The sequence below is a fragment of the Streptomyces sp. NPDC085937 genome, from assembly GCF_044540535.1.
GTDB lineage: Bacteria > Actinomycetota > Actinomycetes > Streptomycetales > Streptomycetaceae > Streptomyces.
The window spans coordinates 635769-661187 of sequence record NZ_JBITSH010000001.1 but is presented as its reverse complement, the minus strand read 5'-3'; the positions used below and the strand labels follow the sequence as shown (position 1 = coordinate 661187).

The 25419-nt window shown below is 71.8% G+C and carries 28 protein-coding genes and 4 tRNA genes; 7 read left to right on the top strand and 25 right to left on the bottom strand.

The features are described from left to right. Positions 1-151: 151 nt before the first annotated feature. From nusG to ACIF8S_RS02815, 3 genes are all read right to left on the bottom strand, one after another. The gene (nusG, locus tag ACIF8S_RS02825; RefSeq protein ID WP_399996944.1) at positions 152-994 is read right to left on the bottom strand and encodes a transcription termination/antitermination protein NusG; all 843 of its coding nucleotides are present in this window, start codon (positions 992-994) and stop codon (positions 152-154) included. An 80-nt stretch (positions 995-1074) separates the two neighbouring features. Beyond that, the gene (secE, locus tag ACIF8S_RS02820) at positions 1075-1356 is read right to left on the bottom strand and encodes a preprotein translocase subunit SecE (RefSeq protein ID WP_145829778.1); all 282 of its coding nucleotides are present in this window, start codon (positions 1354-1356) and stop codon (positions 1075-1077) included. Positions 1357-1464: 108 nt separating this feature from the next. Beyond that, positions 1465-1537, bottom strand: a tRNA-Trp gene (locus tag ACIF8S_RS02815). A gap of 283 nt (positions 1538-1820) precedes the next feature. Here ACIF8S_RS02815 and ACIF8S_RS02810 point away from each other — a divergent pair. Then, entirely contained in the window at positions 1821-3047 is a 1227-nt protein-coding gene (locus ACIF8S_RS02810; RefSeq protein WP_399996943.1) for a pyridoxal phosphate-dependent aminotransferase, read from the top strand. A gap of 127 nt (positions 3048-3174) precedes the next feature. Next, positions 3175-4215, top strand: coding sequence for an adenosine deaminase (locus ACIF8S_RS02805; RefSeq protein WP_349790952.1), 1041 nt, complete (start codon positions 3175-3177; stop codon positions 4213-4215). Here ACIF8S_RS02805 and ACIF8S_RS02800 read toward each other — a convergent pair. From ACIF8S_RS02800 to ACIF8S_RS02770, 7 genes are all read right to left on the bottom strand, one after another. Beyond that, positions 4160-4879 carry a hypothetical protein gene (locus tag ACIF8S_RS02800; protein ID WP_399996942.1) on the bottom strand — a complete coding sequence of 240 codons (720 nt, stop codon included), beginning with the start codon at positions 4877-4879 and terminating at the stop codon, positions 4160-4162. The genes ACIF8S_RS02805 and ACIF8S_RS02800 overlap by 56 nt on opposite strands. Before the next feature lie 86 nt (positions 4880-4965). Then, entirely contained in the window at positions 4966-6021 is a 1056-nt protein-coding gene (locus tag ACIF8S_RS02795) for a UDP-N-acetylmuramate dehydrogenase (RefSeq protein ID WP_399996940.1), read from the bottom strand. A 57-nt stretch (positions 6022-6078) separates the two neighbouring features. After that, positions 6079-6507 (bottom strand): MaoC family dehydratase, encoded by a 429-nt coding sequence (locus tag ACIF8S_RS02790; protein WP_399997069.1) that lies wholly within the window; start codon positions 6505-6507, stop codon positions 6079-6081. An 8-nt stretch (positions 6508-6515) separates the two neighbouring features. Continuing rightward, complete coding sequence (locus ACIF8S_RS02785; RefSeq protein WP_399996939.1) at positions 6516-6968, bottom strand: MaoC family dehydratase N-terminal domain-containing protein; 453 nt, start codon at positions 6966-6968, stop codon at positions 6516-6518. A gap of 119 nt (positions 6969-7087) precedes the next feature. Further along, positions 7088-7252: a 50S ribosomal protein L33 gene (gene rpmG / locus ACIF8S_RS02780; protein ID WP_003948671.1), complete on the bottom strand. Its 165-nt coding sequence runs from the start codon at positions 7250-7252 to the stop codon at positions 7088-7090. 88 nt (positions 7253-7340) lie between these two features. Further along, positions 7341-7413: transfer RNA gene (locus tag ACIF8S_RS02775), tRNA-Met, on the bottom strand. 46 nt (positions 7414-7459) lie between these two features. Continuing rightward, positions 7460-7532: transfer RNA gene (locus ACIF8S_RS02770), tRNA-Thr, on the bottom strand. 208 nt (positions 7533-7740) lie between these two features. Between ACIF8S_RS02770 and ACIF8S_RS02765 the strand changes: the two genes are divergently transcribed. Continuing rightward, entirely contained in the window at positions 7741-9009 is a 1269-nt protein-coding gene (locus tag ACIF8S_RS02765; protein ID WP_399996938.1) for an amidohydrolase family protein, read from the top strand. Between the two features lie 157 nt (positions 9010-9166). After that, positions 9167-9823: an NAD(P)H-binding protein gene (locus ACIF8S_RS02760; RefSeq protein ID WP_399996937.1), complete on the top strand. Its 657-nt coding sequence runs from the start codon at positions 9167-9169 to the stop codon at positions 9821-9823. Between the two features lie 42 nt (positions 9824-9865). Here the strand turns inward: ACIF8S_RS02760 and ACIF8S_RS02755 are convergent, their stop codons facing one another. Then, positions 9866-10078: a hypothetical protein gene (locus ACIF8S_RS02755; RefSeq protein ID WP_399996936.1), complete on the bottom strand. Its 213-nt coding sequence runs from the start codon at positions 10076-10078 to the stop codon at positions 9866-9868. Positions 10079-10184: 106 nt separating this feature from the next. On the opposite strand from ACIF8S_RS02755, the gene ACIF8S_RS02750 reads away from it, so the two are divergent. Continuing rightward, a complete protein-coding gene (locus ACIF8S_RS02750) occupies positions 10185-10547 on the top strand; it encodes a hypothetical protein (RefSeq protein WP_399996935.1) in 363 nt (120 codons plus the stop codon). A 292-nt stretch (positions 10548-10839) separates the two neighbouring features. Here ACIF8S_RS02750 and ACIF8S_RS02745 read toward each other — a convergent pair. After that, positions 10840-10921: transfer RNA gene (locus tag ACIF8S_RS02745), tRNA-Tyr, on the bottom strand. Positions 10922-11157: 236 nt separating this feature from the next. Here ACIF8S_RS02745 and ACIF8S_RS02740 point away from each other — a divergent pair. Beyond that, the gene (locus ACIF8S_RS02740) at positions 11158-11646 is read left to right on the top strand and encodes a YajQ family cyclic di-GMP-binding protein (protein ID WP_024883143.1); all 489 of its coding nucleotides are present in this window, start codon (positions 11158-11160) and stop codon (positions 11644-11646) included. 82 nt (positions 11647-11728) lie between these two features. Here ACIF8S_RS02740 and ACIF8S_RS02735 read toward each other — a convergent pair whose 3' ends face one another. Further along, entirely contained in the window at positions 11729-11995 is a 267-nt protein-coding gene (locus ACIF8S_RS02735) for a GlsB/YeaQ/YmgE family stress response membrane protein (RefSeq protein WP_399996934.1), read from the bottom strand. A gap of 93 nt (positions 11996-12088) precedes the next feature. On the opposite strand from ACIF8S_RS02735, the gene ACIF8S_RS02730 reads away from it, so the two are divergent. Further along, positions 12089-13354 (top strand): APC family permease, encoded by a 1266-nt coding sequence (locus tag ACIF8S_RS02730; RefSeq protein WP_399996933.1) that lies wholly within the window; start codon positions 12089-12091, stop codon positions 13352-13354. 270 nt (positions 13355-13624) lie between these two features. On the opposite strand, the gene ACIF8S_RS02725 is transcribed toward ACIF8S_RS02730, so the two are convergent. From ACIF8S_RS02725 to ACIF8S_RS02670, 12 genes are all read right to left on the bottom strand, one after another. After that, complete coding sequence (locus ACIF8S_RS02725; RefSeq protein ID WP_399996932.1) at positions 13625-14020, bottom strand: YccF domain-containing protein; 396 nt, start codon at positions 14018-14020, stop codon at positions 13625-13627. Next, positions 14017-14877, bottom strand: a complete 861-nt coding sequence (gene htpX, locus ACIF8S_RS02720; RefSeq protein ID WP_399996931.1) for a zinc metalloprotease HtpX — start codon at positions 14875-14877, stop codon at positions 14017-14019. Before htpX ends, ACIF8S_RS02725 begins: the two co-directional genes overlap by 4 nt. Positions 14878-15129: 252 nt before the next feature. Beyond that, positions 15130-16629: an NADH-quinone oxidoreductase subunit N gene (locus ACIF8S_RS02715; protein WP_399996930.1), complete on the bottom strand. Its 1500-nt coding sequence runs from the start codon at positions 16627-16629 to the stop codon at positions 15130-15132. Beyond that, on the bottom strand, positions 16626-18203 hold the full coding sequence (locus ACIF8S_RS02710; RefSeq protein WP_399996929.1) for a NuoM family protein: 1578 nt from the start codon (positions 18201-18203) through the stop codon (positions 16626-16628). The genes ACIF8S_RS02715 and ACIF8S_RS02710 overlap by 4 nt, the downstream gene beginning before the upstream one ends. 6 nt (positions 18204-18209) lie before the next feature. Then, complete coding sequence (locus ACIF8S_RS02705; protein WP_399996928.1) at positions 18210-20204, bottom strand: NADH-quinone oxidoreductase subunit L; 1995 nt, start codon at positions 20202-20204, stop codon at positions 18210-18212. Further along, a complete protein-coding gene (nuoK, locus tag ACIF8S_RS02700; protein ID WP_399996927.1) occupies positions 20201-20605 on the bottom strand; it encodes an NADH-quinone oxidoreductase subunit NuoK in 405 nt (134 codons plus the stop codon). The genes ACIF8S_RS02705 and nuoK overlap by 4 nt, the downstream gene beginning before the upstream one ends. Further along, positions 20605-21270 (bottom strand): NADH-quinone oxidoreductase subunit J, encoded by a 666-nt coding sequence (locus tag ACIF8S_RS02695; RefSeq protein ID WP_399996926.1) that lies wholly within the window; start codon positions 21268-21270, stop codon positions 20605-20607. The genes nuoK and ACIF8S_RS02695 overlap by 1 nt, the downstream gene beginning before the upstream one ends. After that, a complete protein-coding gene (locus ACIF8S_RS02690) occupies positions 21267-21818 on the bottom strand; it encodes a NuoI/complex I 23 kDa subunit family protein (protein WP_399996925.1) in 552 nt (183 codons plus the stop codon). Before ACIF8S_RS02690 ends, ACIF8S_RS02695 begins: the two co-directional genes overlap by 4 nt. After that, positions 21818-22786 (bottom strand): complex I subunit 1 family protein, encoded by a 969-nt coding sequence (locus tag ACIF8S_RS02685; RefSeq protein ID WP_215213187.1) that lies wholly within the window; start codon positions 22784-22786, stop codon positions 21818-21820. The genes ACIF8S_RS02690 and ACIF8S_RS02685 overlap by 1 nt, the downstream gene beginning before the upstream one ends. Then, positions 22783-24228, bottom strand: coding sequence for an NADH-quinone oxidoreductase subunit C (locus ACIF8S_RS02680; RefSeq protein WP_399996924.1), 1446 nt, complete (start codon positions 24226-24228; stop codon positions 22783-22785). The genes ACIF8S_RS02685 and ACIF8S_RS02680 overlap by 4 nt, the downstream gene beginning before the upstream one ends. Beyond that, positions 24225-24908 carry an NADH-quinone oxidoreductase subunit B gene (locus tag ACIF8S_RS02675; protein WP_399996923.1) on the bottom strand — a complete coding sequence of 228 codons (684 nt, stop codon included), beginning with the start codon at positions 24906-24908 and terminating at the stop codon, positions 24225-24227. The genes ACIF8S_RS02680 and ACIF8S_RS02675 overlap by 4 nt, the downstream gene beginning before the upstream one ends. After that, positions 24899-25291: an NADH-quinone oxidoreductase subunit A gene (locus ACIF8S_RS02670; protein WP_030823404.1), complete on the bottom strand. Its 393-nt coding sequence runs from the start codon at positions 25289-25291 to the stop codon at positions 24899-24901. Before ACIF8S_RS02670 ends, ACIF8S_RS02675 begins: the two co-directional genes overlap by 10 nt. Between the last annotated feature and the right edge of the window lie 128 nt (positions 25292-25419).

Below are 25419 nucleotides of genomic sequence, written 5' to 3'. Positions count from 1 at the left end.
TCCTGCCGGCGTCCTGGCGACAACCAGGACGCAGGCATACCGCACAACGATAACGGGTATGGATGCGCGGCCAAAAACCGAGCAGGTCAGACAAACGCGCGAGCGTTCGCCTGACCTGCGCGGAAGCTGTGCAACAGCCGGTCCAGAAGGGCTAGTTCTTCTGGATCTGGTCGAAGGAGAGCTCGACCGGCGTCTCGCGGCCGAAGATCTCCACCAGACCCTTGACCTTCTTGGAGTCGGGGTTGATCTCGTTGATGGTCGCCTGGAGCGTGGCGAACGGGCCGTCGGTGACGGTGACCGAGTCGCCCACCTCGAAGTCCAGCACCTGGACCTCGACCTTGCGCTGCGGCGCCGGCTTGCCCTCGGCCTCGGCGGCCTCGCGGGCGGCCTTCTCCTCGGCCTCCGGGGCGAGCATCTTGACGATCTCGTCCAGCGTCAGCGGGTACGGGTCGTAGGCGTTGCCCACGAAGCCGGTGACACCGGGAGTGTTGCGCACGACACCCCAGGACTCGTTCGTCAGGTCCATGCGGACCAGGACGTAGCCCGGGAGCTTGTTCTGCTTGATCGTCTTGCGGTCGCCGTTCTTGATCTGGACGACCTCTTCCTGCGGCACCTCGGCCTGGAAGATGTAGTCCTCGACGTTCAGCGAGACGGCGCGCTGCTCGAGGTTGGTCTTCACGCGGTTCTCGTAGCCCGCGTAGGTGTGGATGACGTACCACTCGCCGGGCAGGGACCGCAGCTCCTCGCGGAGCTTCTCGACCGGGTCGCGGTCGTCCTCGGGCTCCTCCTCGGCCGCTTCCGCGGCTTCGGCGGACTCGTCCTCGTCGGTCTCACCCTCGACGGCCTCGCCGTCGGTGGTGTCGGCAGCCTCGGCCTCTTCGGGGGCCTCGGTGTCCTCGACGTCCGCGGCCTCGACGGCGGCGAGCGCGTCCTCGGCGGACTCGGCCCCTTCGCCGTAAGGCTCGACGGCGTCGTTCACGTTCGGGTCAGACACGGTGGCTGCTTCTTCCTGGATACATAGGGGTGGAACATGCGAAAGGAGCGCCGGGTACCTCGGCGCTCTTCGCTCGGGGGTCAGCCGAAGACGTACTTGGCGGCGTGACTGAGGCCGTAGTCGATCAGAGTGATCAGGCCGATCATCAGGACCACGAAGACGATCACCGCGGTCGTGTACGACGTCAGCTGGTTGCGGGTGGGCCAGACGACCTTGCGGAGCTCCGCGACGATCTGGCGGTAGAAGAGCGCAAGGCGCTTCAGGGGGCCCTTCTTGGCCCGCTTGCCGCCCTTGCGGGGCTTCTTGGAGTCTGCCGCGTCCTGGGCATCAGGCATGTCGATGGAGCCCACGGCGTCCGTCACTCGTCCTCACCTGATTCCGGGTCGTGGCCGTGCCGCGCCCGGTCTGAGCCGCACGGCGGTGCATTGCTGTACGTACATGCGCACACATCCTGGCGAAGGTGTGTGTAGCAGGGCCGGAGGGACTTGAACCCCCAACCGCTGGTTTTGGAGACCAGTGCTCTACCAATTGAGCTACGACCCTTTGTGCGTCCCCCAACGTACCGCATCCGACCGGATGCTTGGTGTGCACCGGCTGAGCGCGGACCGCTGAAGGCCAACGAGGTGAGAGTGTACGTGTTCCTGGGCCGGGCGTCGAACAGAAAGTGCCTGCGAGGGGCCGCACCGGCTGCACGACGGCCGAAGATCGTCCTGGCCACGCCGCCGGCGGACGCGCCGCTCGGACTGGTGTTCAGCGGTTTGCCCGGTGTTGTTCAGTCCGTGAAACCGCTGTGCCGACTGTGTTTCGTGTCTGGAACGATGGGCGCATGAGCGCTGCAACCCCTCCCACCGAGCGCCGGGTCTCCGCCCGAGTCGGCGCGATCTCCGAGTCCGCCACCCTCGCCGTGGACGCCAAGGCCAAGGCCCTCAAGGCCGCCGGGCGACCGGTGATCGGCTTCGGCGCCGGTGAGCCCGACTTCCCGACGCCGGACTACATCGTCGAGGCCGCGATCGAGGCCTGCAAGAACCCGAAGTACCACCGGTACACCCCGGCCGGCGGCCTGCCCGAGCTGAAGAACGCGATCGCCGCCAAGACGCTGCGCGACTCCGGCTACGAGGTCGACCCGTCGCAGATCCTCGTCACCAACGGCGGCAAGCAGGCCATCTACGAGGCCTTCGCCGCGATCCTCGACCCGGGCGACGAGGTCATCGTCCCGGCGCCGTACTGGACGACGTACCCCGAGTCGATCCGGCTCGCGGGCGGTGTCCCGGTCGAGGTCGTCGCCGACGAGACCACCGGCTACCGCGTGAGCGTGGAGCAGCTGGAGGCGGCCCGCACCGAGAAGACGAAGGTCGTGCTGTTCGTCTCCCCGTCGAACCCGACCGGCGCGGTCTACAGCGAGGCCGAGACCGAGGCCATCGGCAGGTGGGCCGTCGAGCACGGCCTGTGGGTGCTCACCGACGAGATCTACGAGCACCTGGTGTACGGCGACGCCGTCTCCGTCTCCCTGCCGGCGCTGCTGCCCGAGCTGCGCGACAAGTGCGTCGTGGTCAACGGCGTCGCCAAGACGTACGCGATGACCGGCTGGCGGGTCGGCTGGGTCATCGGCCCGAAGGACGTGGTGAAGGCCGCGACCAACCTGCAGTCGCACGCCACGTCGAACGTGTCGAACGTCGCCCAGGCCGCCGCCCTCGCCGCCGTCTCCGGCGACCTGGAGGCCGTCGCGACGATGCGCGAGGCGTTCGACCGGCGCCGGAAGACCATCGTGCGGATGCTCAACGAGATCGACGGCGTGGTGTGCCCCGAGCCCGAGGGCGCGTTCTACGCCTACCCGTCGGTGAAGGCGCTGATCGGCAAGGACATCCGGGGCAGGCGTCCGCAGAACTCCGTCGAGCTCGCGGCGCTCATCCTGGAGGAGGCCGAGGTCGCGGTGGTCCCGGGTGAGGCGTTCGGCACTCCGGGCTACCTGCGGCTGTCGTACGCGCTGGGCGACGAGGACCTCGTCGAGGGCGTCAGCCGGATCCAGAAGCTGCTCGCGGAGGCGCGGGACTGAGACGCCGTCCCTTCCGCATCGGGGGCGCCCGGATTTCCTTCCGGGCGCCCCCGTTCATGTGTGCGAGCAAGACCACGAACGGCGAAAGCGCTACCGGCACAGCTGGAACGTCAGGCAGGATCGGCGAATGGAGCGTGTACGTGATGTCTCTGAGCTGCCGAAGGCCCACCTGCATCTGCACTTCACCGGGTCCATGCGGCCGAGCACCCTGCTGGAGCTGGCCGACAAGTACGGGGTGCGTCTGCCCGAGGCCCTGACCGACGCCCTGACCGGCGGGGAGCCGCCCAGACTGCGGGCCACGGACGAGCGCGGCTGGTTCCGCTTCCAGCGCCTGTACGACGCGGCACGCTCGTGCATCAGAGCGCCCGAGGACATTCAGCGGCTGGTGCGGGAGGCCGCCGAGGAGGACCTGCGGGACGGCTCCGGCTGGCTGGAGATCCAGGTCGATCCGACGTCGTACGCGCCGCGGCTGGGCGGGCTGATCCCGGCGCTGGAGGTCATCCTCGACGCGGTGGACACGGCGGTCCGCGACACCGGGCTCGGAATGCGGGTGCTGGTGGCCGCCAATCGGATGAAGCACCCCCTGGACGCCCGCACGCTGGCCCGCCTCGCGGTGCGTTACGCCGACCGGGGGATCGTCGGCTTCGGGCTCTCCAACGACGAGCGGCGCGGGATGGCCCGCGACTTCGACCGGGCGTTCGCCATCGCGCGGGAGGGCGGGCTGCTGTCGGCCCCGCACGGCGGCGAGCTGGCGGGGCCGGCGTCGGTCCGCGACTGCCTGGACGACCTGGACGCGCACCGGATCGGCCACGGCGTGCGGGCGGCGGACGACCCGCGGCTGATGAAACGGCTCGCGGACCGGGGCGTCACCTGCGAGGTGTGCCCCGCGTCGAACGTCGCCCTCGGCGTCTACGACAAGCTGGCGGACGTCCCCCTGCGCACGCTGTTCGAGGCGGGCGTGCCGATGGCGCTGGGCGCGGACGACCCGCTGCTGTTCGGCTCCCGGCTGGCGGCGCAGTACGAGATCGCGCGCCGGTACCACGCCTTCACGGACGCGGAGCTCGCCGAGCTGGCCCGGCAGTCCGTCCGGGGCTCGGCGGCGCCGGAGGACGTCAAGGAGAAGCTGCTGTCGGGCGTCGACGCCTGGCTGACCGCCCCGGTCGGGTGAAGTGGGCGAGGGGCGGGTACGCCTGGAAGCCGATGTCCAGCTCCGTCCCCCGCCCCCGGGCCAGGGGCAGCAGCGTGGTGAGTGAGGCGCTGAGCACGTCGCGCCCCTTGACCGCCGCCTTGTCGAGCGGGCCGAATCCGGCCGCCCGGCCGAGTCGCAGGGAGGCGGCGGCGAAGGTGTCCCGCGCGCCGAACAGGAACAGCGTCCGGGCGTGGACGGTGGGCTGGATGCGGTCGGCGCGGGGCAGACGGTCCCAGCGCCGCTCCCAGAGCTCATCCCAGGCGGAGCCGTCGCGCGCGGTGCGCCGCTCGTCGGTGCGAACGGTGCCCGGGACGCCCCCGGTGCGCCCGGGGCGCAGCGCGGGCCACACGGAGGGCCGCAGCCCGAGCGACTGGTGGGCCAGCACCAGGTCGACGGGCACGCCCTGCGGATACTCCCGGGGGACGCTCCGCCGGAGCGGGACGTGGACGACCGTGTGCGGCGAGTACGCCGCGAAGGAGAACAGACCGGCGAGCCGGGCCAGTCCGTCGTGGTCCCCGACGAGGTAACCCCAGTCGCGCATGGGGTCGTTGAGCGTGGTGTGGCGCAGCGCGGGGCGGGGCCGGACCACCCGGAAGGCGTACCGTCCGGCGCGCGGCCGGAACTCCGCGACCCTCAACCGCACGGGAGCTTCCTCATGACGTCAGGAATACGCGCGTCGGGCCTGGCCCGGCAACGGGATTACGCGACCCCCGGAGCGGTCCGTGCGGTTCAGAGGCCGACGCCGACCATGACGGGCTCGTTCACCAGGGTGATCCCGAACGCGTCGCGGACGCCCGCCACGACCTCGCGGGCGAGCGCGAGCAGGTCCTCCGTGGTGGCCCCACCGCGGTTGGTGAGGGCCAGGGTGTGCTTGGTGGAGATGCGGGCAGGCCCGCCGCCGTACCCCTTGGTGAAGCCGGCCTTGTCGATCAGCCAGGCCGCGGAGGTCTTGGTACGCCCCTCACCGGCCGGGTAGGCGGGCGGCTCCACGCCGTCCCCCAACCGTTCCCGTACACGCGTACGGAATGCGGCGAACGTCTCGTCGTCGAGGATCGGGTTGGTGAAGAAGGACCCGGCCGACCAGGTGTCGTGGTCCTCGGCGTCCAGCACCATGCCCTTGCCCGCGCGGAGCTTCAGCACCGTGTCGCGGGCGGTGGCCAGGGGGACCCGCTCGCCGGGCGCGACGCCGAGCACGCGGGCGGTCTCGGCGTACTTGACCGGGCCGGACAGGCCTCCGGCGTCCTCCAGCCGGAAACGGACGCGCAGGACGACGTACCGCTCGGGGTCGGCCTTGAAGCGGCTGTGCCGGTAGGAGAAGGCGCACTCCTCGTTGGAGAGCGTGACGGTCCCGCCGGAGCGCCGGTCGTAGGCGATCACCTCGGTGATCGTGGAGGAGACCTCCTGGCCGTACGCCCCGACGTTCTGGATGGGGGTGGCGCCCGCCGAGCCGGGGATGCCGGCCAGGCACTCGACGCCGGCCAGCCCGGCCTCGACGGTGGCCGCGACGGCGTCGGTCCACACTTCCCCGGCCGCCAGTTCGAGGTCGGTGCCGTCGAGGGTGACGCCCTTGGTGGCGACGACGAGCGCGGTGCCGTCGAAGCCCTTGTCGCCGATGACCAGGTTGGAGCCGCCGCCGATGACCAGCAGCGGGGTGCCGGCGGCGTCGGCCTCGCGGACGGCGGCGATCACCTCGTCGTCGGTGGTCGCGGTGGCCAGCCGGGTCGCGGGGCCGCCCAGCCGGAAGGTGGTCAGCGGGGCGAGGGGGGCGTCGTGGAGTTCCTGCACGGGCTCAAGACTACGAGACGGCGCCGCCGCCCCCGCTCCCCCGCCGTCCGGTCCGGTTCAGGCGAGCCGGACGACCGCCCGTGAGGCGCCCAGGACCTTCTGTCCGGCGCTGGTCGCGACGAGGTCCACCCGCACGGTGTTGTCGTCGAGCTTGGCGGCGACCTTGCCGGTGACCTCGACGAGGGCACCCTTGTCGTCGTCGGGCACCACGACCGGGCGGGTGAAGCGGACGCCGTACTCGACGACCGCGCCCGGGTCGCCGACCCAGTCGGTCACCACGCGGATCGCCTCGGCCATGGTGAACATGCCGTGCGCGATGACGTCCGGGAGGCCCACCTCCTTGGCGAACCGCTCGTTCCAGTGGATGGGGTTGAAGTCGCCGGAGGCGCCCGCGTACTGGACGAGAGTGGCGCGTGTCACGGGGAACGTCTGCGCGGGCAGCTCGGTGCCGACCTCGACGTCGGCGTAGGAGATCTTCGCCGTCATGGTGTGATTCACGCCTCCTCGGCCGCGCGGGCCACCAGCTTGGTCCAGGCGGTCACGACGTGTGCGCCGTCCTGGTCGTGCACCTCGCCGCGGATGTCCAGTATGTCGTTGCCGGCCATCGTCCGGATCGTCTCGATGGTCGACGTGACGCTGAGCCGGTCACCGGCGCGCACCGGCCGGTTGTAGGCGAACCGCTGGTCGCCGTGCACCACCCGGCTGTAGTCGAGGCCGAGCTGCGGGTCGGCGACGACCTGGCCCGCGGCCTTGAACGTGATGGCGAACACGAAGGTCGGCGGGGCGATCACGTCGGGGTGGCCGAGCGCCCGGGCCGCCTCCGTGTCCGTGTACGCCGGGTTGGCGTCCCCCACCGCCTCGGCGAACTCGCGGATCTTCTCCCGGCCCACCTCGTAGGGCTCGGTGGGCGGGTAGCTCCGCCCCACGAAGGACTGGTCGAGCGCCATGCGCGCGGCACCTCCTGTGTCGGTTCAGGACCGACGTGTCTCACAGCGTGTGATGTCGGTGGTGAAACGACACGAGGCCGCCCCCCGAGTGGGGGGACGGCCTCGTGTACGAGCCTGTTTTATCGCGTTTCGCGGTGCGCGGTGTGCGCATTGCAACGCGGGCAGTGCTTCTTCATCTCAAGGCGATCCGGGTTGTTACGCCGGTTCTTCTTGGTGATGTAGTTCCGCTCCTTGCACTCCACGCAGGCCAGCGTGATCTTCGGGCGGACGTCGGTGGCAGCCACGTGAGTGCTCCTTGACGAACGGATGGACTTGATTAACGCAAGAAGAGTAGCCGATCGAAGGACCGACCCCGCAATCGGCTACTGTCTGTAGCGGTGACCGGACTTGAACCGGTGACACAGCGATTATGAGCCGCTTGCTCTACCGACTGAGCTACACCGCTTTGATGCGATCGGGCCCCGCCTCGCGGCGGGAACCTCACACACCAGAGCCCCAAAACGGAATCGAACCGTTGACCTTCTCCTTACCATGGAGACGCTCTGCCGACTGAGCTATTGGGGCGAGCGATGAAGACATTACACGGTCCGCCGCCGATCGCCCAAATCCGTTTCGGGTGCCTGTCCCCCTCCCGGCGGACGGACCACGCCGGTACGACTATTGCGCTCCTCCCGGCGCGTGGCGGGCGGTCATCCTAGGCTCGACTCACTCTGCGTGATCTTGTCTCAGCGTGACATGCGTCTCCGTGCGCAGCCCGAGTCCCAGGAGCGCGATGCCCGACAACCGGCCGCAGCCACCGTCCCACCCGTGGTCCTCGCCCTCCGGTTCGTCCCCGGGCGACCCGGCCCCGCTGCTGCTGTGCGGTGCCCGTCTCACCGACGGCCGGACCGTGGACGTACGGCTGGGCGGCGGACGCATCGAGGCCGTCGGTACGGCCGGCAGCCTCGCCCCGGACGCCACGCGCGCGTGCGTGCCCCGGCTCGACCTCTCCGGCTACCTCCTCCTCCCGGCCCCCGCCGAGCCGCACGCCCACGCGGACACCGCCCTGTCCGCCGACGAGCCGGGGCCCGTCTCCGACGACCCGCAGGACGTCCAGCGCCGGGCGACCGAGGCGGCGCTGCTCCAGCTCGGGCACGGGGCGACGGCGCTGCGCGCACATGTGCGGGTGGGAGACATGACGGGACTGGGCGCGCTGAAAGCCGTGCTGCGCGCGGGGCGTTCGCTGCGCGGGCTGGCCGAGCTGACCACGGTGGCGATGCCCCGGGTGCTGACCGGGGTGGCCGGCGCGGACGGGCTCGCGGTGTTGCGGGACGCGGTCAAGATGGGCGCCTCCGTGGTCGGCGGCTGCCCGGACCTGGACCCGGACCCGGCGGGCTACGTGGAGGCGGTGCTGGAGGTCGCCTCCGAGCACGGCTGTCCCGTCGACCTGCACACCGACGCGGCCGACCCGGCCCGGCTGGCCCGCTTCGCGGCGATGGCGGGCGGTCTGCGGCCCGGGGTGACGCTGGGACCGTGCGGCGCCCTCTCCGGCCTGCCCGCCGATCTGGCGGCCCGCACGGCGGACCGGCTCGCGGCGGCCGGCGTGACGGTGGTGTGCCTGCCCCAGGGCGGCTGCGGCGCGGCCGAGATCAGGGGTGCCGCGCCGGTGCGGCTGCTGCGTTCGGCGGGGGTGCGGGTGGCGGCCGGGAGCGGCGCCCTGCGGGACGTGTCGAACCCGGTGGGCCGGGGGGACCCGCTGGAGGCGGCGTACCTGCTGGCCTCCTGCCAGGGTCTGTCCCCCGAGGACGCGTACGCGGCCGTGAGCACGGCGGCGCGGGCGGCCATGGGCCTGCCGGAGGTGCGCGTGGAGGCGGGTTTCCCGGCCGACCTGCTGGCGGTCCGCGGCGATGGCCTCCCGGCCGCGCTGTCCCTGGCGTACAGCCGTGTCGTGGTGCACGGCGGCCGGGTGGTCGCCCGGACCAGCGCGGTGCGCGAGTACTGCGACTCGGCGGCCTCCGGCACGGGGCCGGGGCTGCCCCGGCAGGGGCGGGGGCCGGCGTAGCGGGGGTGCCAGCCGCCATGGCGGCGGTAGGACGGGCGGACGTGGGTGACGCCTCGGCGGAGGCGGTGGCCGGCGTGGCGGCGCGGGCGGGTCGTCGACGCGGGGGTGTCGCTGAGTCGCGCGGCGAACGGGCCTGCCGCGGCGTACGGTCGAAGACATGCGCATTGTCATCGCTGGTGGTCATGGTCAGATCGCGTTGCGGCTGGAGCGTCTGCTCGTCGCGCGCGGGGACGAGGCGGCGGGCATCATCCGCAAACCCGAACAGGCGGACGACCTGCGGGAGCTGGGCGCCGAGCCGATCGTGCTCGACCTGGAGTCGTCGTCGGTGGAGGAGGTCGCGCGGCACCTGGAGGGCGCGGATGCCGCCGTGTTCGCGGCGGGGGCCGGTCCGGGCAGCGGCGTGGGCCGCAAGGACACCGTGGACCGGGCGGCGGCGGTCCTGTTCGCCGACGCGGCCGTCCGCGCGGGCGTACGCCGCTTCGTGATCGTGTCGTCCATGGGCGCGGACGCGAAGCACCAGGGCGACGAGGTCTTCGACGTGTACCTGCGCGCCAAGGGCGAGGCGGACGCGTACGTGCTCGGTCTGGACGCCCTGGACGCGACGATCCTGAGGCCCGGTCAGCTCACCGACGAGCCGGGTACCGGACTGGTGCGTCTGGAGGCCCGCACGGGCCGCGGACCGATTCCCCGGGACGACGTGGCCGCCGTCCTGGCGGAACTGGTCGACACGCCCGCGACGGCGGGCCTCACCCTGGAGTTGATCGGCGGCTCCGCCCCGGTGTCGGTGGCCGTGAAGTCGGTCGCCGGCAACTGATGCATCGGGGGCACGGGGCGCGCGGGGCGCGGGGCGCGGGCGTCAGAAGAGGGGCATCTGTCCGGGGAACTCCGGCACCACGTACCCGTCGAGCGACGGTTGCTCGGGCCCGGGCAGGGCGAGTCGGCGCGACCCGGGGCATGAGGTCAGCTCGCCGCTGCCGCGGGTTCCGGGCGGATCGTGCCGCGCGTACCGTCCGGCGACGACGGCGATCTCGCGACGGCACTCGGGGCACGGACGGCGACGGGACGACATGCCCCCAGTGTGCCCCGCGCCCCGTCCCGGCGGTCCGTCACTTCCCGTCCCGGCGGGCCTGAGGCACGGCCGCACGTGTCCGCGACCGCGTGGTTCAATGCCCGGCATGGAGGCGGGCCGTACGCAGTTGGGGCCGTTGGAACTGGTCGGCGGGCGTTGGACGATCGGTGAGGCCACCCGCCCGGACACCCATTGGGTGGAGATCCGACAGGACGGGCTCCATCAGCACGAGCCGGAATCCGAGGGACGGTTGGTCCCGTGGCCGAGGATCATGGCCGGCATCTGGCTCACCTGGGGCAAGCACTCCTGGACCACGAACAGCAGGGGCACGTACACGTTCAAGGGGATGGTTGCCGGGCGCGACGGAGGCTGGCTGCACATGACGCTGCGCCACCCGTACGAGGACCATCAGCTCCGCTTCGACCAGCACGCGCGGCCGTACCGGGCGGTGGACGCCCTGCGGCTGTAGAGTCTGCTGCGGCAGCTCGTCGACGAGGGGAAGCCACATCTACTCGGCGACCCGGAATGGGTGGGCCGCGCCGTGGCCTGCCTGACCGGCGGGAAGAACAGCTGGCTCACGCAGCGTGCGCTGCGACGGGCGGCGACCGAGGCCATCACGACAGCCGGCCCCGGCACCCTCTGACGGCCGCCCACCGCCGCCAACGGCGCTTCGGCACACCGAGGGCGCCGGATCCGGCGGTTTGAACGACGAAAGGGTCTGTGATCAGCATTGCTGCTGGTCACAGACCCTTTCGGTCGTGTGGCGGCGCCAGGATTCGAACCTGGGAAGGCTGAGCCGGCAGATTTACAGTCTGCTCCCTTTGGCCGCTCGGGCACACCGCCGGGTTTGCTGCACCTGAGACCGCCTCTCGGCGGTGCTCGCTGGCAACGACGTAAACAATACCCGATGGACAGGGGTGCTCCGCCACCCGATTGATCTCCACCCCGGGGCCGGGGGGTGACTAGGCTGGTCCGGATGCGGTCCGGGGCCGACACCGGGCCCGGAGGCCGCCTCACGTACGCCGGTACGCGTCCGGCGCGCACCCCGATACGCACCCCGATACAAGGAGCCACAGGACATGGCCGACTCCAGTTTCGACATCGTCTCGAAGGTCGAGCGGCAGGAGGTCGACAACGCCCTCAACCAGACCGCCAAGGAGATCTCGCAGCGCTACGACTTCAAGGGCGTGGGCGCCTCGATCTCGTGGTCCGGGGAGAAGATCCTCATGGAGGCGAACTCCGAGGACCGGGTCAAGGCAGTCCTCGACGTCTTCCAGTCCAAGCTGATCAAGCGGGGCATCTCCCTGAAGGCCCTGGACGCGGGTGAGCCGCAGCTCTCGGGCAAGGAGTACAAGATCTTCGCGTCGATCGAGGAGGGCATCTCCCAGGACAACGCGAAGAAGGTCGCGAAGATCATCCGGGACGAGGGTCCCAAGGGCGTGAAGGCCCAGGTGCAGGGTGACGAGCTGCGCGTCAGCTCCAAGAGCCGCGACGACCTCCAGGCCGTCATCGCGCTGCTGAAGGGCAAGGACTTCGACTTCGCCCTGCAGTTCGTGAACTACCGGTAGGTCTGCCGGCGCGCCGGACGGAGAAGGGAGGGTGGGTGCCGCTCGGGTGCCCACCCCTTTTTCGTGCGTGCGCGCGGTGCCGTCAGTCGCGCGAATGGCCGAACAGGATGCGGTAGGCGATCAGCAGGACCAGTGAGCCGCCGATCGCGGCCACCCATGTGGTGCCGTCGTAGAAGTCCTTGCTGACCGGGTGGTCGAACCAGCGGGACGAGATCCAGCCGCCGATGAACGCGCCGGCGACGCCGATCAGCGTGGTGCCGATGAGACCGCCCGGATCGCGGCCGGGCAGCAGGAACTTCGCGATGGCCCCGGCCAACAGGCCAAGGATGATCCAACTGATGATCGTCATGCCGAGTACCTGCCCTTTCCCGCCGGCCCTTGCACCATGAAGGACGTCACGAGTCCACCTTCCGGTTGCTCTTGATCAGTAGGGTGCGGCCTCATGACGAATCCGCCGGGCGCCGGACTGCGCCGCACCCTCGGCGCGAGTGACGCCGTCGTCGTCGGGCTGGGCGCGATGCTGGGGGCGGGGATCTTCGCCGCGCTCGCGCCCGCCGCACGGGCGGCCGGTTCCGGGCTGCTCCTCGGGCTGGCGGCCGCCGCCGTGGTCGCCTACTGCAACGCGGACTCCTCCGCGCGCCTCGCCGCCCTGTACCCGGCCTCGGGCGGCACCTACGTGTACGGGCGTGAGCGGCTCGGCGAGTTCTGGGGTTACCTGGCCGGCTGGGCCTTCGTGGTCGGCAAGACGGCGTCCTGCGCGGCGATGGCGCTCACCGTGGGGGCGTACGTCTGGCCGGGGCAGGCGCACGCCGTCGCCGTCGGCGCCGTGGTGCTGGTCACGGCGGTCGACTACGGCGGTGTGCAGAAGTCCGCGTGGGTGACGCGGGTGATCGTGGGTGTGGTCCTGGCGGTCCTCGCTTCCGTGGTGGTCGTGAGTCTGACGTCGGGAGAAGCCGGCTACGGGCGTCTGGACACCGGTTTCGAGGGCGGGGCCGGCGGGGTGCTCCAGGCGGCCGGTCTGCTGTTCTTCGCGTTCGCGGGATACGCGCGGATCGCGACCCTCGGCGAGGAGGTGCGAGATCCGGCGCGCACCATTCCGCGGGCCGTCCGGGTGGCCCTGGGTGTCGCTCTGGCCGTGTACGCGGTGGTCGCTGTGTCGGTCCTTTCCGTGCTGGGGGCTCGGGAGTTGGGTGAGTCCCCCGCGCCGCTGGCCGACGCGGTGCGGGCCGCCGGGGTGCCCGGACTCGCGCCGGTGGTGCGGGCGGGTGCGGCGGTGGCCGCGCTGGGGTCGCTGCTGGCCCTCCTGCTGGGGGTGTCACGGACGACGCTGGCCATGGCCCGGGACCGGCACCTTCCGGGGGCGCTGGCCGCCGTGCACCCGCGCTTCCGGGTGCCGCACCGGGCGGAGCTGGCCGTCGGCGGTGTGGTCGCCGTCCTGGCCGCCACCGTGGATGTGCGGGGCGCGATCGGGTTCTCCTCCTTCGGTGTGCTGACGTACTACGCGGTGGCGAATGCCTCGGCCTGGACCCTCGGTCCGGGAGTCGTGGCCCGGGCGGTGCCGGTGGTGGGGCTCGCCGGATGCCTGGTCCTGGCGTTCTCCTTGCCGGCCGTCTCGGTGGTCGTGGGCGCGGCGGTGCTCGGCGGGGGTGTGGCGGTCTACGGCGTGCGGAAGGTGTGGAGGCGGCGGAGGGCTCGGGGCGGGCGTTAAGGGCCTCGTGGCCGGGAGCCCCGGGGGCCGGCCGCCCCGAAGCGCACGGAAGGGCGTCAAGGGCCTCGGCGTATGCGGTGCGGCGGAACCGGACCCGGTGGCTCGTACCGATTCTCGTGCTCAGTCGTGTTGTCGTGCTCGGTCGGGTTGTCGTGCTCGGTCATGGGTTCATCATGCGGTCCGGCCACGAGGCGTGTGCGGGCCTGTGGACAACTCCGCGGTTGTGGACAACATCCCCGCCGTCGGGCGTCCCTGAGGACGCCCGGGGACTCACCAGCGGTCCGTGAACGCCTGATCCGTGCGGACGATCTCGCGGCCCATCGGGAACAGGGAGACCGGGATGAGCTTGAAGTTGGCGATGCCGAGGGGGATGCCGATGATCGTCACGCACAGGGCGATGCCGGTGACGATGTGGCCGAGGGCGAGCCACCAGCCCGCGAGGATCAGCCACAGCACGTTGACGACGAAGGACGGGGCTCCGGCGTCGCGGCGCTCGACCGTGGTGTACCCGAAGGGCCACAGGGCGTAGACGCCGATGCGGAACGCGGCCACGCCGAAGGGGATGCCGATGACCGTGATGCACAGCAGCAGGCCGGCGAGCATGTAGCCGAGGAACAGCCAGAAGCCGCTGAAGACGAGCCAGATCAAGTTCAGGATGGTCTTCACAGGTGGCCTGCCATCTTCTCGAGCCGGGCGATGCGTTCCGCCATCGGCGGGTGGGTGGAGAACATCTTCGCGAGCCCCTGCCCCGGGCGGAACGGGTTCGCGATCATCATGTGGCTGGCCGTCTCGATGCGGGGCTCGGGGGGCAGCGGAAGCTGCTTGGTGCCCTGCTCCAGCTTGCGCAGGGCGCTCGCCAGGGCCCGGGGGTCGCCGGTGAGCTGGGCGCCGGAGGCGTCCGCCTCGTACTCCCGGGAGCGGCTGATGGCCAGCTGGATGAGGGACGCCGCGAGCGGGCCGAGGAGGAGGATCAGCAGCATGCCGAGGAGGCCCGGGCCCTCGTCGTCGTCCGAGCGGCCGATCGGGATCAGCCAGGCGAAGTTGACCAGGAACATGATCACGGAGGCGAGGGCGCCGGCGACCGAGGAGATCAGGATGTCGCGGTTGTAGACGTGGCTGAGCTCGTGGCCGATGACGCCGCGCAGTTCGCGCTCGTCGAGCAGGCGCAGGATGCCTTCGGTGCAGCACACCGCGGCATTGCGCGGATTGCGGCCGGTGGCGAAGGCGTTGGGTGCCTCCGTCGGTGAGATGTACAGGCGGGGCATGGGCTGGCGTGCCTGCGTGGAGAGGTCACGGACCATCCGGTACAGGCCCGGCGCCTCGAACTCGCTCACCGGGCGGGCCCGCATGGCCCGCAGAGCCAGTTTGTCGCTGTTCCAGTACGCGTAGGCGTTGGTGCCCAGAGCGACGACGACGGCGACGACGAGCCCCATGCGGCCGAAGAAACTGCCGATGACGATGATGAGTGCGGACAGTCCCCCGAGGAGGACAGCGGTCCTGAGCCCGTTGTGCCGGCGGTGCACGGTACGCCCTCCAAGTCGTGCGGCAGGGGAACCCTTGCTTGCTGATCTTCCTTCTGACCTGCGCTGCCCACTGGTGCCGTGGTCTCACGTCCAGTGGACCCTCCCGTACCGGTCAACGCCAGGCGAGAGGCACTAGTTCCCTTGTGCGCGTGGTGGCGCGTGTCAACCGTCCGGGTGACGGCCGTTCGGCAGAGGGCCCGCGGCACGCGCGCGTGGAGGCCAAGCGGCTCCCCGCGCGCGTGGACGGGCGCGCTAGAACAGCCCGGTGTCCGTGAAGCGCAGGATCAGCTGGGGAGCCCCGGACAGGGCGATGCCGAGGACGCCGGTGAGGGCGAGCGCCGCGGTGAGGGGGGCGGTCAGGCGGTGGGTGGCCACTTCGCCCTCCGGTGCGCGGAACAGCAGCGCCGTCCAGCGCAGGTAGTAGACCAGAGCGATGACGACGTTGACGGCCATGACGACGGCCAGCCAGCCGAGCCCGGCGTCGACGGCCGCGGCGAACACCGTGACCTTGGCGAAGAGGCCGATGACGCCCGGCGGGAGCCCGGCGAGGCACAGCAGGAAGAAGCCCATGAGCAGCGCGGTGAGCGGGCTCGCGGCGTACAGCCCGCGGTAGTCGGCGACCCGGTTGAGCCGGTGCGCGCGGCCGGCGAGGGCGGCCACGGCGAAGGCGCCCAGGTTCACGACGCCGTACATGAGGGCGTAGGCGAGGGTGGAGCCGATCGACCGCTCGGGGTCGTCGGAGTAGCCGGCGGCGGCGATCGGCACCAGGAGGTAGCCGGCCTGGCCGACGGACGACCAGGCGAGGAGGCGTACGGCGCTGTACGCGCGCGTGGGCCGCTGGCGCAGGGCGCCGAGGTTCCCGACGGTCATGGTGAGGGCGGCCAGCACGGCGAGCGCGGGGGCCCAGACGTCGGCGTACGAGGGGAGGGCGACGACCGTGACGAGGATGAGGCCGGAGAAGCCGACCGCCTTGCCGATGACCGACAGGTACGCGGCGACGGGCAGCGGGGCGCCCACGTAGGTGTCGGGAACCCAGAAGTGGAAGGGGACGGCGGCCGTCTTGAACGCGAAGCCGACGAGAGTGAGGACGACGCCGGTCTGTGCGAGGGTCTGGAGCTGCCCGTCGACGTGCTGGATGCGCTCGGCGACCCGTGCGAGGTGCAGGGTCCCGGTGGCCGCGTAGACGAAGCTGATGCCGAGCAGGCTGACCGCGGTGGCGGTGACGGAGGACAGGAAGAACTTCAGGGCCGCCTCGGAGGACCTGCGGTCGCCGTGACGCAGGCCGACCAGGGCGAAGGCCGGCAGCGAGGCGACCTCCAGGGCGACGACCAGGGTCGCGAGGTCCCGGGAGGCGGGCAGCAGTGCGGCGCCGGCCGCGGAGGAGAGGAACAGGAACCAGTACTCGCCCTCGGGGAGCCGCTTGCCGGAGTCCTTCAGCGCGGTGACGGACAGCAGCGCGGCCAGCAGGGCGCCGCCGAGGACCAGGAACTGGATGACGAGGGTGAAGCGGTCCGCGGTGTAGCTGCACACCCCGGTGTCGCCCACCAGGCAGAACGTGCTGCGGTCGGCGTCGAGGAGGGGCAGCAGCATGAGCGCGGCGGCCGCGAGCCCCGCCACCGCGATCCAGCCGAGCAGGGGCTTCCTGGCCTCGGCGACGAACAGGTCGGCGACGAGGACGCCGAGTCCGACGACCGCGGCGATGGTGGGCGGTGCGATGGCCAGCCAGTCGACGGACTGGACGAGGGAGCTCATCGGGTGCCTCCTGCGAGGAGCTGCTGCACGGCCGGGTCGGTCAGCCCGAGGAGGGCCTTGGGCCACAGGCCGGCGACGACGGTGAGGACGACGAGCGGGGTCCAGGCCGCGAACTCGTAGGAGCGCACGTCGGTGAGGCGCGGGGCGTCGTCCCGGGGCGCGGCGCCCATGCAGACCCGGCGGACCACGATCAGCAGGTAGGCGGCGGTGAGCAGGGTGCCGAACGCGCCGATCGACATGAAGGTGAGGAAGGCCGGGCGGCTCAGCCCGTCGGCGGGGTCGAAGGCGCCGAACAGCGCGAGCATCTCGCCCCAGAACCCGGCGAGGCCGGGCAGGCCGAGAGAGGCGACGGCGGCGAAGGCGAGCAGGCCGCCGAGACGCGGGGCCCTGCCGTAGAGCGCGGCTCCGGTCTCCTGGGCGAGGGCGTCGAGGTCGGTGCTGCCGGTGCGCTCCTTCAGACCACCGACCAGGAAGAACAGCAGGCCGGTGATGAGGCCGTGGGCGACGTTGGCGAACAGGGCGCCGTTGACGCCGGTCGGGGTCATGGTCGCGATGCCGAGGAGGACGAAGCCCATGTGGCCGACGGAGGAGTAGGCGATGAGCCGCTTGAGGTCGCCCTTGGCGCCCTTCCTGGCCAGGGCGAGGCAGGCGAGGGATCCGTAGACGATGCCGACGACGGCGAAAGCGGCCAGGTACGGCGCGAAGGTGCGGAAGCCGTCGGGGGCGGCCGGGAGGAGGATCCGTACGAAGCCGTACGTGCCCATTTTCAGCAGGACGCCGGCCAGCAGGACCGAGCCGACCGTCGGCGCGGCGGTGTGGGCGTCGGGCAGCCAGCTGTGCAGGGGCCACATCGGCGTCTTCACCGCGAGTCCGATCCCGACCGCCAGTACGGCGATGACCTGCACGGATGTGGTCAGCGACCGGCCGTTGTCAGTGGCGAGTGCCACCATGTCGAACGTGCCCGCCTTGATCCCGATCAGGAGCAGGCCGAGCAGCATGACCACCGAGCCGAGCAGCGTGTACAGGATGAACTTCCAGGCGGCCTCGGCCCGGCCCTCGCCGCCCCAGCGGGCGATGAGGAAGTACATCGGGACGAGGACCGTCTCGAAGGCGAGGAAGAACAGGACCAGGTCGAGGACGGCGAAGGTCGCCAGGGTGCCGGACTCGAGGACGAGCAGCAGAGCGACGAAGGCCTTCGGGGACGGTCCCGCAGGCGGCTTGAAGTACGAGTAGAGGGCGCTGAGGAAGGCCAGCAGAGCGGTCAGGACCAGAAGGGGGAGCGAGATGCCGTCGGTGCCGAGGTGGATCCGCACGTCGAGTGCGGGGATCCAGCTGATGTCGGTCGTGGCCTGCATCTTCGACGGGTGGTCTTGGTCGAAGCCGAGTGCCAGGACGATCGCCGCGGCGAGGATCACACCGGTGACGGTGACGCCGTGCCGCAGTACGGCCTGCTCGGGCGACTTCCCCTTCAGTCCGGGCGGTGCGGGCAGCAGAGCGACGGCGGCACCCAGGAGCGGGCCCACGACGAGAAACGCCAGAAGGAACTGCATCACGGACTCGTTGATATCGATCACGCCTGCTCACGCTCCCGTGGCGACGAGGACGGCGGCGACCGCGAGGACGACGGTGCCGGCGAGCAGCGCGCTCACATAGGTCTGCAGATTGCCGGTCTGGGCCCGTCGGACGGCGGCGCCGAGCCAGCGGGGCAGGGTGCCCGCGCCGCGTACGTAGGTGTCGACGACCTCCCGGTCGAGGAACCGTACGAGGCTCGCGCCGGCCCGGACCGGGCGGACGAACAGCGCCGAGTACACGGCGTCCAGGTGGAAGCCGACGGCGGCGTGCCGGTGCAGCGGGCCGAGCAGCAGTCGCCCGGGGTCCGAGGGGTCGGCCGCGAAGGCGACGTCCCCGTAGGCCGGTTCGTGGCTCGCGATGGCCTCCGCCTCGACCTGACCGGCGTCACCCTCGGGGTGGGCGGCGACGGCGCCGAGCGGGACGCGGGCGGCGTGCGCGGTGGTGTGCCGCCAGGTGGCGTAGGTGACGATGCCGCCGACCAGGGCCACGCCCGTGCCGAGCACGGAGGTGGTGAGGGTCGGGGTCAGGTCGTGGCCGTCGAACCAGTCGGGCAGCACCCGGAAGGCGAACCCGCCGAGCGCCAGCGACGGCACGGCGAGCACCCACAGCACCGCGGTCATGGTCAGCGGCTGCCGGCCGTGGTCGGGCGCCTCGGTGCCGCTGCCGCGAAAGGCGAGCAGCCACAACCGCGTCGCGTAGGCGGCGGTGAGGAGGGCGGTGAGCAGACCGGCGAGGAGGACGATCCAGCCCGCCGCCGCGGGAGCGTGCTCGGTGTGGCCGGTGACGACGTGTTCGGCGACGCCGAGGACGGCCTCCTTGGAGAAGAAGCCGCTGAACGGCGGGATCGCGGCGAGCGCGAGCAGCGCCACGGTCGTCGTCCAGTAGGCGTCGGGGACGCGGTCGCGCAGGTGGCTCATGCGGGACATGGCGGCCAGCGAGTTGGTGCCGGCGGCGTGGATGATCACGCCGGCGGCCAGGAAGAGCAGCGCCTTGAAGGCGCCGTGGGACAGGAGGTGGAAGACGGCGGCGCCCCGGTCGGCGACGGCGAGGGCGCCGGTCATGTAGCCGAGCTGGCCGATCGTCGAGTAGGCGAGGACGCGTTTGATGTCGTCCTGGGCGAGGGCGGCGAGCGCCGAGCCGGTCATCGTCACGGCGGCCATGACGGCGAGGACGGTCATCGCGGCCTGCGAGGCCTCGAAGAGCGGGAGGAGACGGGCGACGAAGTAGACACCGGCGGCGACCATCGTCGCGGCGTGGATCAGCGCGGAGACGGGCGTGGGGCCCGCCATCGCGTCGGGGAGCCAGGTGTGCAGCGGGAACTGCGCGGACTTGCCGGCCACGCCCGCGAGGAGCAGCAGGGCGATCAGCGTCGGGTGGTCGATGCCGCCGTGCGCGACGGCGCCGAGGATCCGGGTGATGCGGAAGGACCCGGCGTCGGAGGCGAGGGCGAACAGGCCGATGAGGAAGGGGACGTCGCCGAGCTTGGTGACCAGGAAGGCCTTGAGTGACGCGGCGCGGGCCTCGGGGGTCTCCCAGTAGTGGCCGACGAGGAAGTAGGAGCAGATGCCCATGACTTCCCAGCCGACCAGCAGCACCATCAGGTCGCCGGTGTAGACGACCAGGAGCATCGCGGAGGTGAACAGCGAGACGAGGGCCGCGTACGACGGGTAGCGCGGGTCGTCGCGCAGGTAGCCCGTGGAGTAGATCTGCACACAGGCGGCGACGGTGGCGACGACCACGGCGGTGAGGGCGGCGAACCCGTCGATGTGCAGAGCGAGTTCGATCGGCACCGAGCCGGTGGGGGTGAGCTCGGTGGCGGCGTCGACCGGGCCGCCGCCGCCCTGACGCGCGGCGACGACGGCGGCGAGCGCCAGGGAGGCCAGTGTCGGCAGGACGGCGAGCGGGCGGGCGAAGCCGGGCGCGGTGCGGCCCAGCAGCAGACCGGTGAGCGCGCCGAGGAACGGAAGGAGGGGGACGAGGACGGCGAGGGTGGTCGTGGTCACGCGGTGGCCTCGGCCTTCTCACCGGAGGCCGGGGCGGGGTTGGCGCGGCCGGTGGTGTCGCTGTCGGGGTCGTCGGGGTCGTGGCCCTCGGCGGTGTCGCGGAGCCGGTCGATGTCCGAGCTGCCGCGGTTGCGGTACACGGCGAGGACGATCGCGAGGCCGATGCCGATCTCGGCGGCGGCGATGGCGATGGTGAAGAGGGCCAGGGCCTGTCCGGAGTGCAGCGTCTCCTCGGCGGCCCGGCTGAGCCAGACGTCGAAGGCGACGAGGTTCAGGTTGACGGCGTTGAGCATCAGCTCGACCGACATCAGCACGAGGATCGCGTTGCGGCGGGCGAGGACACCGTAGACGCCGGTGCAGAAGAGGAGGGCGGACAGGACGGCGGGATAGGCGAGGTGCATCAGCGGGTCCCTTCCTGGTCGCGCCGGGTGCGGGTCGCGCCGGTCGCCGTGCCGGACGCGGTCGCGTCCTTCGCGCCGGGTTCGGAGCCGGCCTTGGCCTTGCGGGACAGGACGATCGCGCCGACGAGCGCGGCGAGGAGGAGGACGGACAGGGCCTCGAAGGGGAGGACCCAGTGCTGGAAGAGGCTGGCGCCGGTGACGTCGGTGGAGCCGGCGGGGGCTCCGTCCAGGTCGATCCAGGTGGTGCGGAAGGCGTCGACGACCACCCAGACCAGGGCCGCCGCCGCGGCGACGGCGACGGCGAGGGCGACCCACCGGTTGCCGGAGTCGGCGTCCGGTGAGCGGCCGACGGGGGCGCGGGTGAGCATCAGCCCGAACAGCAGCAGGACGACGACGGACCCGACGTAGATGAGGACCTGCACCCAGGCGATGAACTCGGCGGTGAGCAGGAGGTATTCGACGGCGAGCCCGCCGAGGGCCACCACCAGCCACAGGGCGGCGTGCACCAGCTGCCGGGTGGTGACGGTGACGACGGCGGCCCCGAGGGTGACCAGTCCGACGAGGAGGAAGGTGATCTCGACGCCGGTCGGGGAGAGGAAACCGTGCGACCCGGCGGCGGTGGTCGTGGCGTGCGCGGCCGTTCCCGCGGCTGCGGTCAGGGTCACGACTCCTCCCCCTGCGGTTCGGCCTGGGCGGCGGCGAGTTTGTCGGCGGTCTTGCGGGCGGCGGCGACTTCCTTCGGCTCCTCGGCCCCGGGGTCGAGGGCGGGCGGGGCCGGGACGGTCCACATCCACTCGCGGAGCTTGTCGCGCTCGTGGGTGAGGTCGCGGATGTCGGTCTCGGCGTACTCGAACTCCGGGGACCAGAACAGCGCGTCGAAGGGGCAGACCTCGATGCAGATACCGCAGTACATGCACAGGGAGAAGTCGATGGCGAAACGGTCGAGGACGTTGCGGCTGCGTTCGCGGCCTCCGGGGGCCGCCGGAGGGATGGTCTCCTTGTGCGAGTCGATGTAGATGCACCAGTCGGGGCACTCGCGGGCGCACAGCATGCAGACCGTGCAGTTCTCCTCGAACAGGCCGATCACCCCGCGGCTGCGGGGCGGCAGTTCGGGCTGGGTGTCCGGGTAGGGGGCGGTGACGGACTTCCGCGTCATCGTCCGCAGGGTGACGGCCAGGCCCTTGGCCAGGCCGGAGCCGGGAATCGGGGCCATTACAGGAACACCACCTTGACGACGCCGGTCAGGGCGATCTGGGCGAGGGAGAGGGGGACCAGGAGCGTCCAGGAGAACTTCTGCAGCTGGTCCTCACGCATGCGGGGGTAGGTGACGCGCAGCCAGATGACGACGAAGGCGAGGACGGCGGTCTTCAGCAGGGTCCACACCCAGCCGAGGCCGTCGGCGCCCCAGGGGCCGTGCCAGCCGCCCAGGAAGAGGACGGTGGTCAGGCCGCACAGGACGACGATGCCGGCGTACTCGGCGAGGAGGAACAGGGCGAAGCGGAGACCGGTGTACTCGGTGTACGCGCCGAAGATGATCTCCGAGTCGGCGACCGGCATGTCGAAGGGCGGGCGCTGGAGTTCGGCGAGGCCCGCGATGAAGAAGACGAGCGCGCCGGTGATCTGCCAGGGCACCCACCACCACTCGAACGCGTCGAGGATGCCGACGAGGGAGACGGTGCCGGCGGCCATCGCCACCGAGGCCGCGGTGAGCAGCATCGGGAGTTCGTAGGCGAGGAGCTGGGCGGCGGTGCGCAGGCCGCCGAGGAGGGAGAACTTGTTGGCGGAGGCCCAGCCGGCCATCAGTGAGCCGAGGACGCCGACGCCCATGACGGCGAGGACGAAGAACACGCCCGCGTCGATCACCTGGCCGACCGCGCCCTCACCGGGGCCGATCGGGACGGCGAGCAGGACGAGGAGGTACGGCAGCAGCGCGACGGCGGGCGCGAGCTGGAAGACGCGTCGGTCCGCGCCGGCCGGGACGACGTCCTCCTTCTGCGCGAACTTCACGCCGTCGGCGATGAGCTGGGCCCAGCCGTGGAAGCCGCCGGCGTACATCGGGCCGAGGCGGCCCTGCATGTGGGCCATCACCTTGTGCTCGGTCTGGCCCACGATCAGGGGGAAGGTGAGGAAGACGACGAACACGACCAGGAGTCGCAGGGCGACGTCGAGCACGTCGTTCACTGCCGGCCTCCTGAGGGGTCGTCGGGGGTGTTCGTGTCGAGGCTGTTCGTGTCGGGGCTGTTCGTTTCAGGGCTCTCGGATTCGGGGCTCTCGGATTCGGGGCTCTCGGATTCGGGGCGCGGCCCGCTCTCCGGCTCCGGCTGGAGACGCGCTTCCGGCTCCGGCTGGGGGCGCGCTTCCGGCTCCAGCTGGGGGCGCGCTTCGGGGGCCGGCTGGGGGCGCGCTTCGGGGGCCGGCGCGGGCCGGGGCTCGGCCTCCGGTTCAGGACGCGCTCCGGGATCCGGCTCAGGGTGGGGCACGGCGGCCCCCGGCTTCGGTTCCTCGAAGGCGGGCCGCGCGTGGTGCCACGGGGCGTCCGGGCTGCGCGGGGCGGCGGGCGGCTTGCGGTCGCGTGGTTCCTCCGCGGGAGCCGCTGCCGTGTCGTCGGCGGCCGGCGCCTGTTCCTGTCCCGTGCGCCGGCTCGCGGAGCCCTCGGACGCGGACCGCGCCCGGCGGGGACCGACCGTGCCCGGGGCGTCCTCGCGTTGTGATGCCGACCCCTCGCTCGCGCTGCGCGACCGGCGCGCGGGGGCGTCCGGACGTTGGCTCGCGGAGCCCTCGGACGCCGTGCGCGCCCGACGAGGCGTACCGCTCTCAGTGGCCCCCCGCTGGCTCGCGGACCCCTCCGCCACCGACCGCGCCCTGCGCGGGGTGGCCGGCGACTCGGCCGCGGTCGTGTCGGCGCCGTCCCCCGCCTCCGCCCCTGCCCCTGCCCCTGCCGACTGGCTCGCCGAGCCCTCGGAGACGGAGCGGGTGCGCCGGGGCGGGCGTTCGCCCGGTGTGCGTGCCGCCGCGGTGGCCGCGCGGCGGGCCGGGCGGGCCGGGGCGGGCGGGAGCTGGCCCTTGAGGGGGCCCCACTCGTTGGGGTCGGGCACGCCCGGCGGCAGCATCTGCCGCCGCTTGGGGCCGCCGTGCTCGGACTCTCCCGGTTCCTTGGCGCCGGGCCACGCCTTGGCGACCCGGGCCGCGAGGACGAAGTCCTTGCGCAGCGGGTGACCCTCGAAGCCCTCGGGCAGCAGGAGGTGATCCAGGCCGGGGTGTCCGGTGAAGCCGACGCCGAACATCTCGTGGGTCTCGCGTTCGTGCCAGGCCGCGCCGGCGTAGACGCCGACCGCGGACGGCAGTTCCGGGGTGTCGTGCGGCACCGTGGTGCGCAGCAGGAGCCGCCGTACCGGGGACAGGGCGGCGACGTGGGCGGTCACGCGGAAGCCGGTGCCGGGTTCGTCGACCGCGCTCAGCCAGTCGAAGAAGGTGCAGCCGAGCCGGTCGCGCGCGGCCTCCAGCGCGGGGATCCAGGCGTCGGACGGCACGTCGACGGTGAGGACGCCGTACGACTCCTCCGCCGTGGCCTGCGCGCCGAAGAGTTCCTCCGCGTCAGCGGGGAGCCAGCCGACGGTGGTCATCCGGCGGCCCCCTCACCCTTCGGCGCCTCACCCTTCGGCCCGTCACCCTTCGGCGCGTCGCCCTTCGGTGCGGGGGGCTCGACCAGCCCGCTCCGCAGCGCCGCCGCCGAGGGGCGTCCGGCGGAGGCGGTGCCGTACCGCTCCCCCAGGGACTCGCGGGCGATCTTCTCCTGGAGCTTGAGGATGCCCTGGAGCAGCGCCTCTGGCCGGGGCGGGCAGCCGGGGACGTAGACGTCGACCGGGATGATCTGGTCGACGCCCTTGGTGACGGAGTAGGAGTCCCAGTAGGGGCCGCCGCAGTTGCTGCACGCGCCGAAGGAGATGACGTACTTCGGCTCGGGCATCTGCTCGTAGAGGCGCTTCACGGCGGGCGCCATCTTGTCGGTGACCGTGCCGGAGACGACCATCAGGTCGGCCTGGCGGGGCCCCGGGGCGAACGGGATGACGCCGAGGCGGATGAAGTCGTGCCGGGCCATCGACGCGGCGATGAACTCGATCGCGCAGCAGGCGAGGCCGAAGTTGAACACCCAGAGCGAGTAGCGGCGGCCCCAGTTGAGGACGACCTTCATCGGCTCGGGGGCGAGCCGGGCGAGCGCGCCGAGCCTCGCCGTGCCGTCGCCGGAGGGACGTGCGGGTTCCGGCAGCAGCACCGGCTCGGGGGCGGCAGGGTTCACGTCCATGTCAGGACGCCCTTCTTGTAGGCGTACAGCAGGCCCACGGCGAGGAAGCCGAGGAAGACGAACATCTCCACGAGGGTGGTCGCGCCGTAGCCGTCGGCGGCGAAGACGGTCGCCCAGGGGAAGAGGAAGATCGAGTCGACAGCGAAGATCACGTAGAGGAAGGCGTAGACGTAGTAGCGGACCTGGGTGTGGGCCCAGCCCTCGCCGACGGGGTCGACGCCGCACTCGTACGTCAGCAGCTTCTCCGGGGTGGGCACCACCGGCCGCAGCAGGCGGCCCGCCCCGAAGGCGACGGCGACGAACAGCAGGCCGACGACGGCGAGCAGTCCGACGACCGAGTAGGACTGGAAGTAGTCCGCCGCGACGACGGTCGTTTCCCGCACGTCCGCCCCTCACTCCTCAGATCGGCGACCAGGCGTTCCCACCTGTGCCCTGCCCTTGATCCGTGCCGGTGAACGTCGAACGCCACGGTCCGACGATCTGTACGCACGGGAGTCTAGGCCCTGATAAA

What these genes read in the sequence shown, in the direction of transcription:
- ACIF8S_RS02810 (WP_399996943.1), top strand. Translation starts at nt 1,821, where the DNA reads ATGAGCGCTGCAACCCCTCCCACCGAGCGCCGGGTCTCCGCCCGAGTC.
- ACIF8S_RS02805 (WP_349790952.1), top strand. Translation starts at nt 3,175, where the DNA reads ATGGAGCGTGTACGTGATGTCTCTGAGCTGCCGAAGGCCCACCTGCAT.
- ACIF8S_RS02790 (WP_399997069.1), bottom strand. Translation starts at nt 6,507, where the DNA reads ATGACGGCGAAGATCTCCTACGCCGACGTCGAGGTCGGCACCGAGCTG.
- ACIF8S_RS02785 (WP_399996939.1), bottom strand. Translation starts at nt 6,968, where the DNA reads ATGGCGCTCGACCAGTCCTTCGTGGGGCGGAGCTACCCGCCCACCGAG.
- ACIF8S_RS02765 (WP_399996938.1), top strand. Translation starts at nt 7,741, where the DNA reads ATGCCCGACAACCGGCCGCAGCCACCGTCCCACCCGTGGTCCTCGCCC.
- ACIF8S_RS02760 (WP_399996937.1), top strand. Translation starts at nt 9,167, where the DNA reads ATGCGCATTGTCATCGCTGGTGGTCATGGTCAGATCGCGTTGCGGCTG.
- ACIF8S_RS02755 (WP_399996936.1), bottom strand. Translation starts at nt 10,078, where the DNA reads ATGTCGTCCCGTCGCCGTCCGTGCCCCGAGTGCCGTCGCGAGATCGCC.
- ACIF8S_RS02750 (WP_399996935.1), top strand. Translation starts at nt 10,185, where the DNA reads ATGGAGGCGGGCCGTACGCAGTTGGGGCCGTTGGAACTGGTCGGCGGG.
- ACIF8S_RS02740 (WP_024883143.1), top strand. Translation starts at nt 11,158, where the DNA reads ATGGCCGACTCCAGTTTCGACATCGTCTCGAAGGTCGAGCGGCAGGAG.
- ACIF8S_RS02735 (WP_399996934.1), bottom strand. Translation starts at nt 11,995, where the DNA reads ATGACGATCATCAGTTGGATCATCCTTGGCCTGTTGGCCGGGGCCATC.
- ACIF8S_RS02730 (WP_399996933.1), top strand. Translation starts at nt 12,089, where the DNA reads ATGACGAATCCGCCGGGCGCCGGACTGCGCCGCACCCTCGGCGCGAGT.
- ACIF8S_RS02715 (WP_399996930.1), bottom strand. Translation starts at nt 16,629, where the DNA reads ATGAGCTCCCTCGTCCAGTCCGTCGACTGGCTGGCCATCGCACCGCCC.
- nuoK (WP_399996927.1), bottom strand. Translation starts at nt 20,605, where the DNA reads ATGCACCTCGCCTATCCCGCCGTCCTGTCCGCCCTCCTCTTCTGCACC.
- ACIF8S_RS02690 (WP_399996925.1), bottom strand. Translation starts at nt 21,818, where the DNA reads ATGGCCCCGATTCCCGGCTCCGGCCTGGCCAAGGGCCTGGCCGTCACC.
- ACIF8S_RS02680 (WP_399996924.1), bottom strand. Translation starts at nt 24,228, where the DNA reads ATGACCACCGTCGGCTGGCTCCCCGCTGACGCGGAGGAACTCTTCGGC.
- ACIF8S_RS02675 (WP_399996923.1), bottom strand. Translation starts at nt 24,908, where the DNA reads ATGGACGTGAACCCTGCCGCCCCCGAGCCGGTGCTGCTGCCGGAACCC.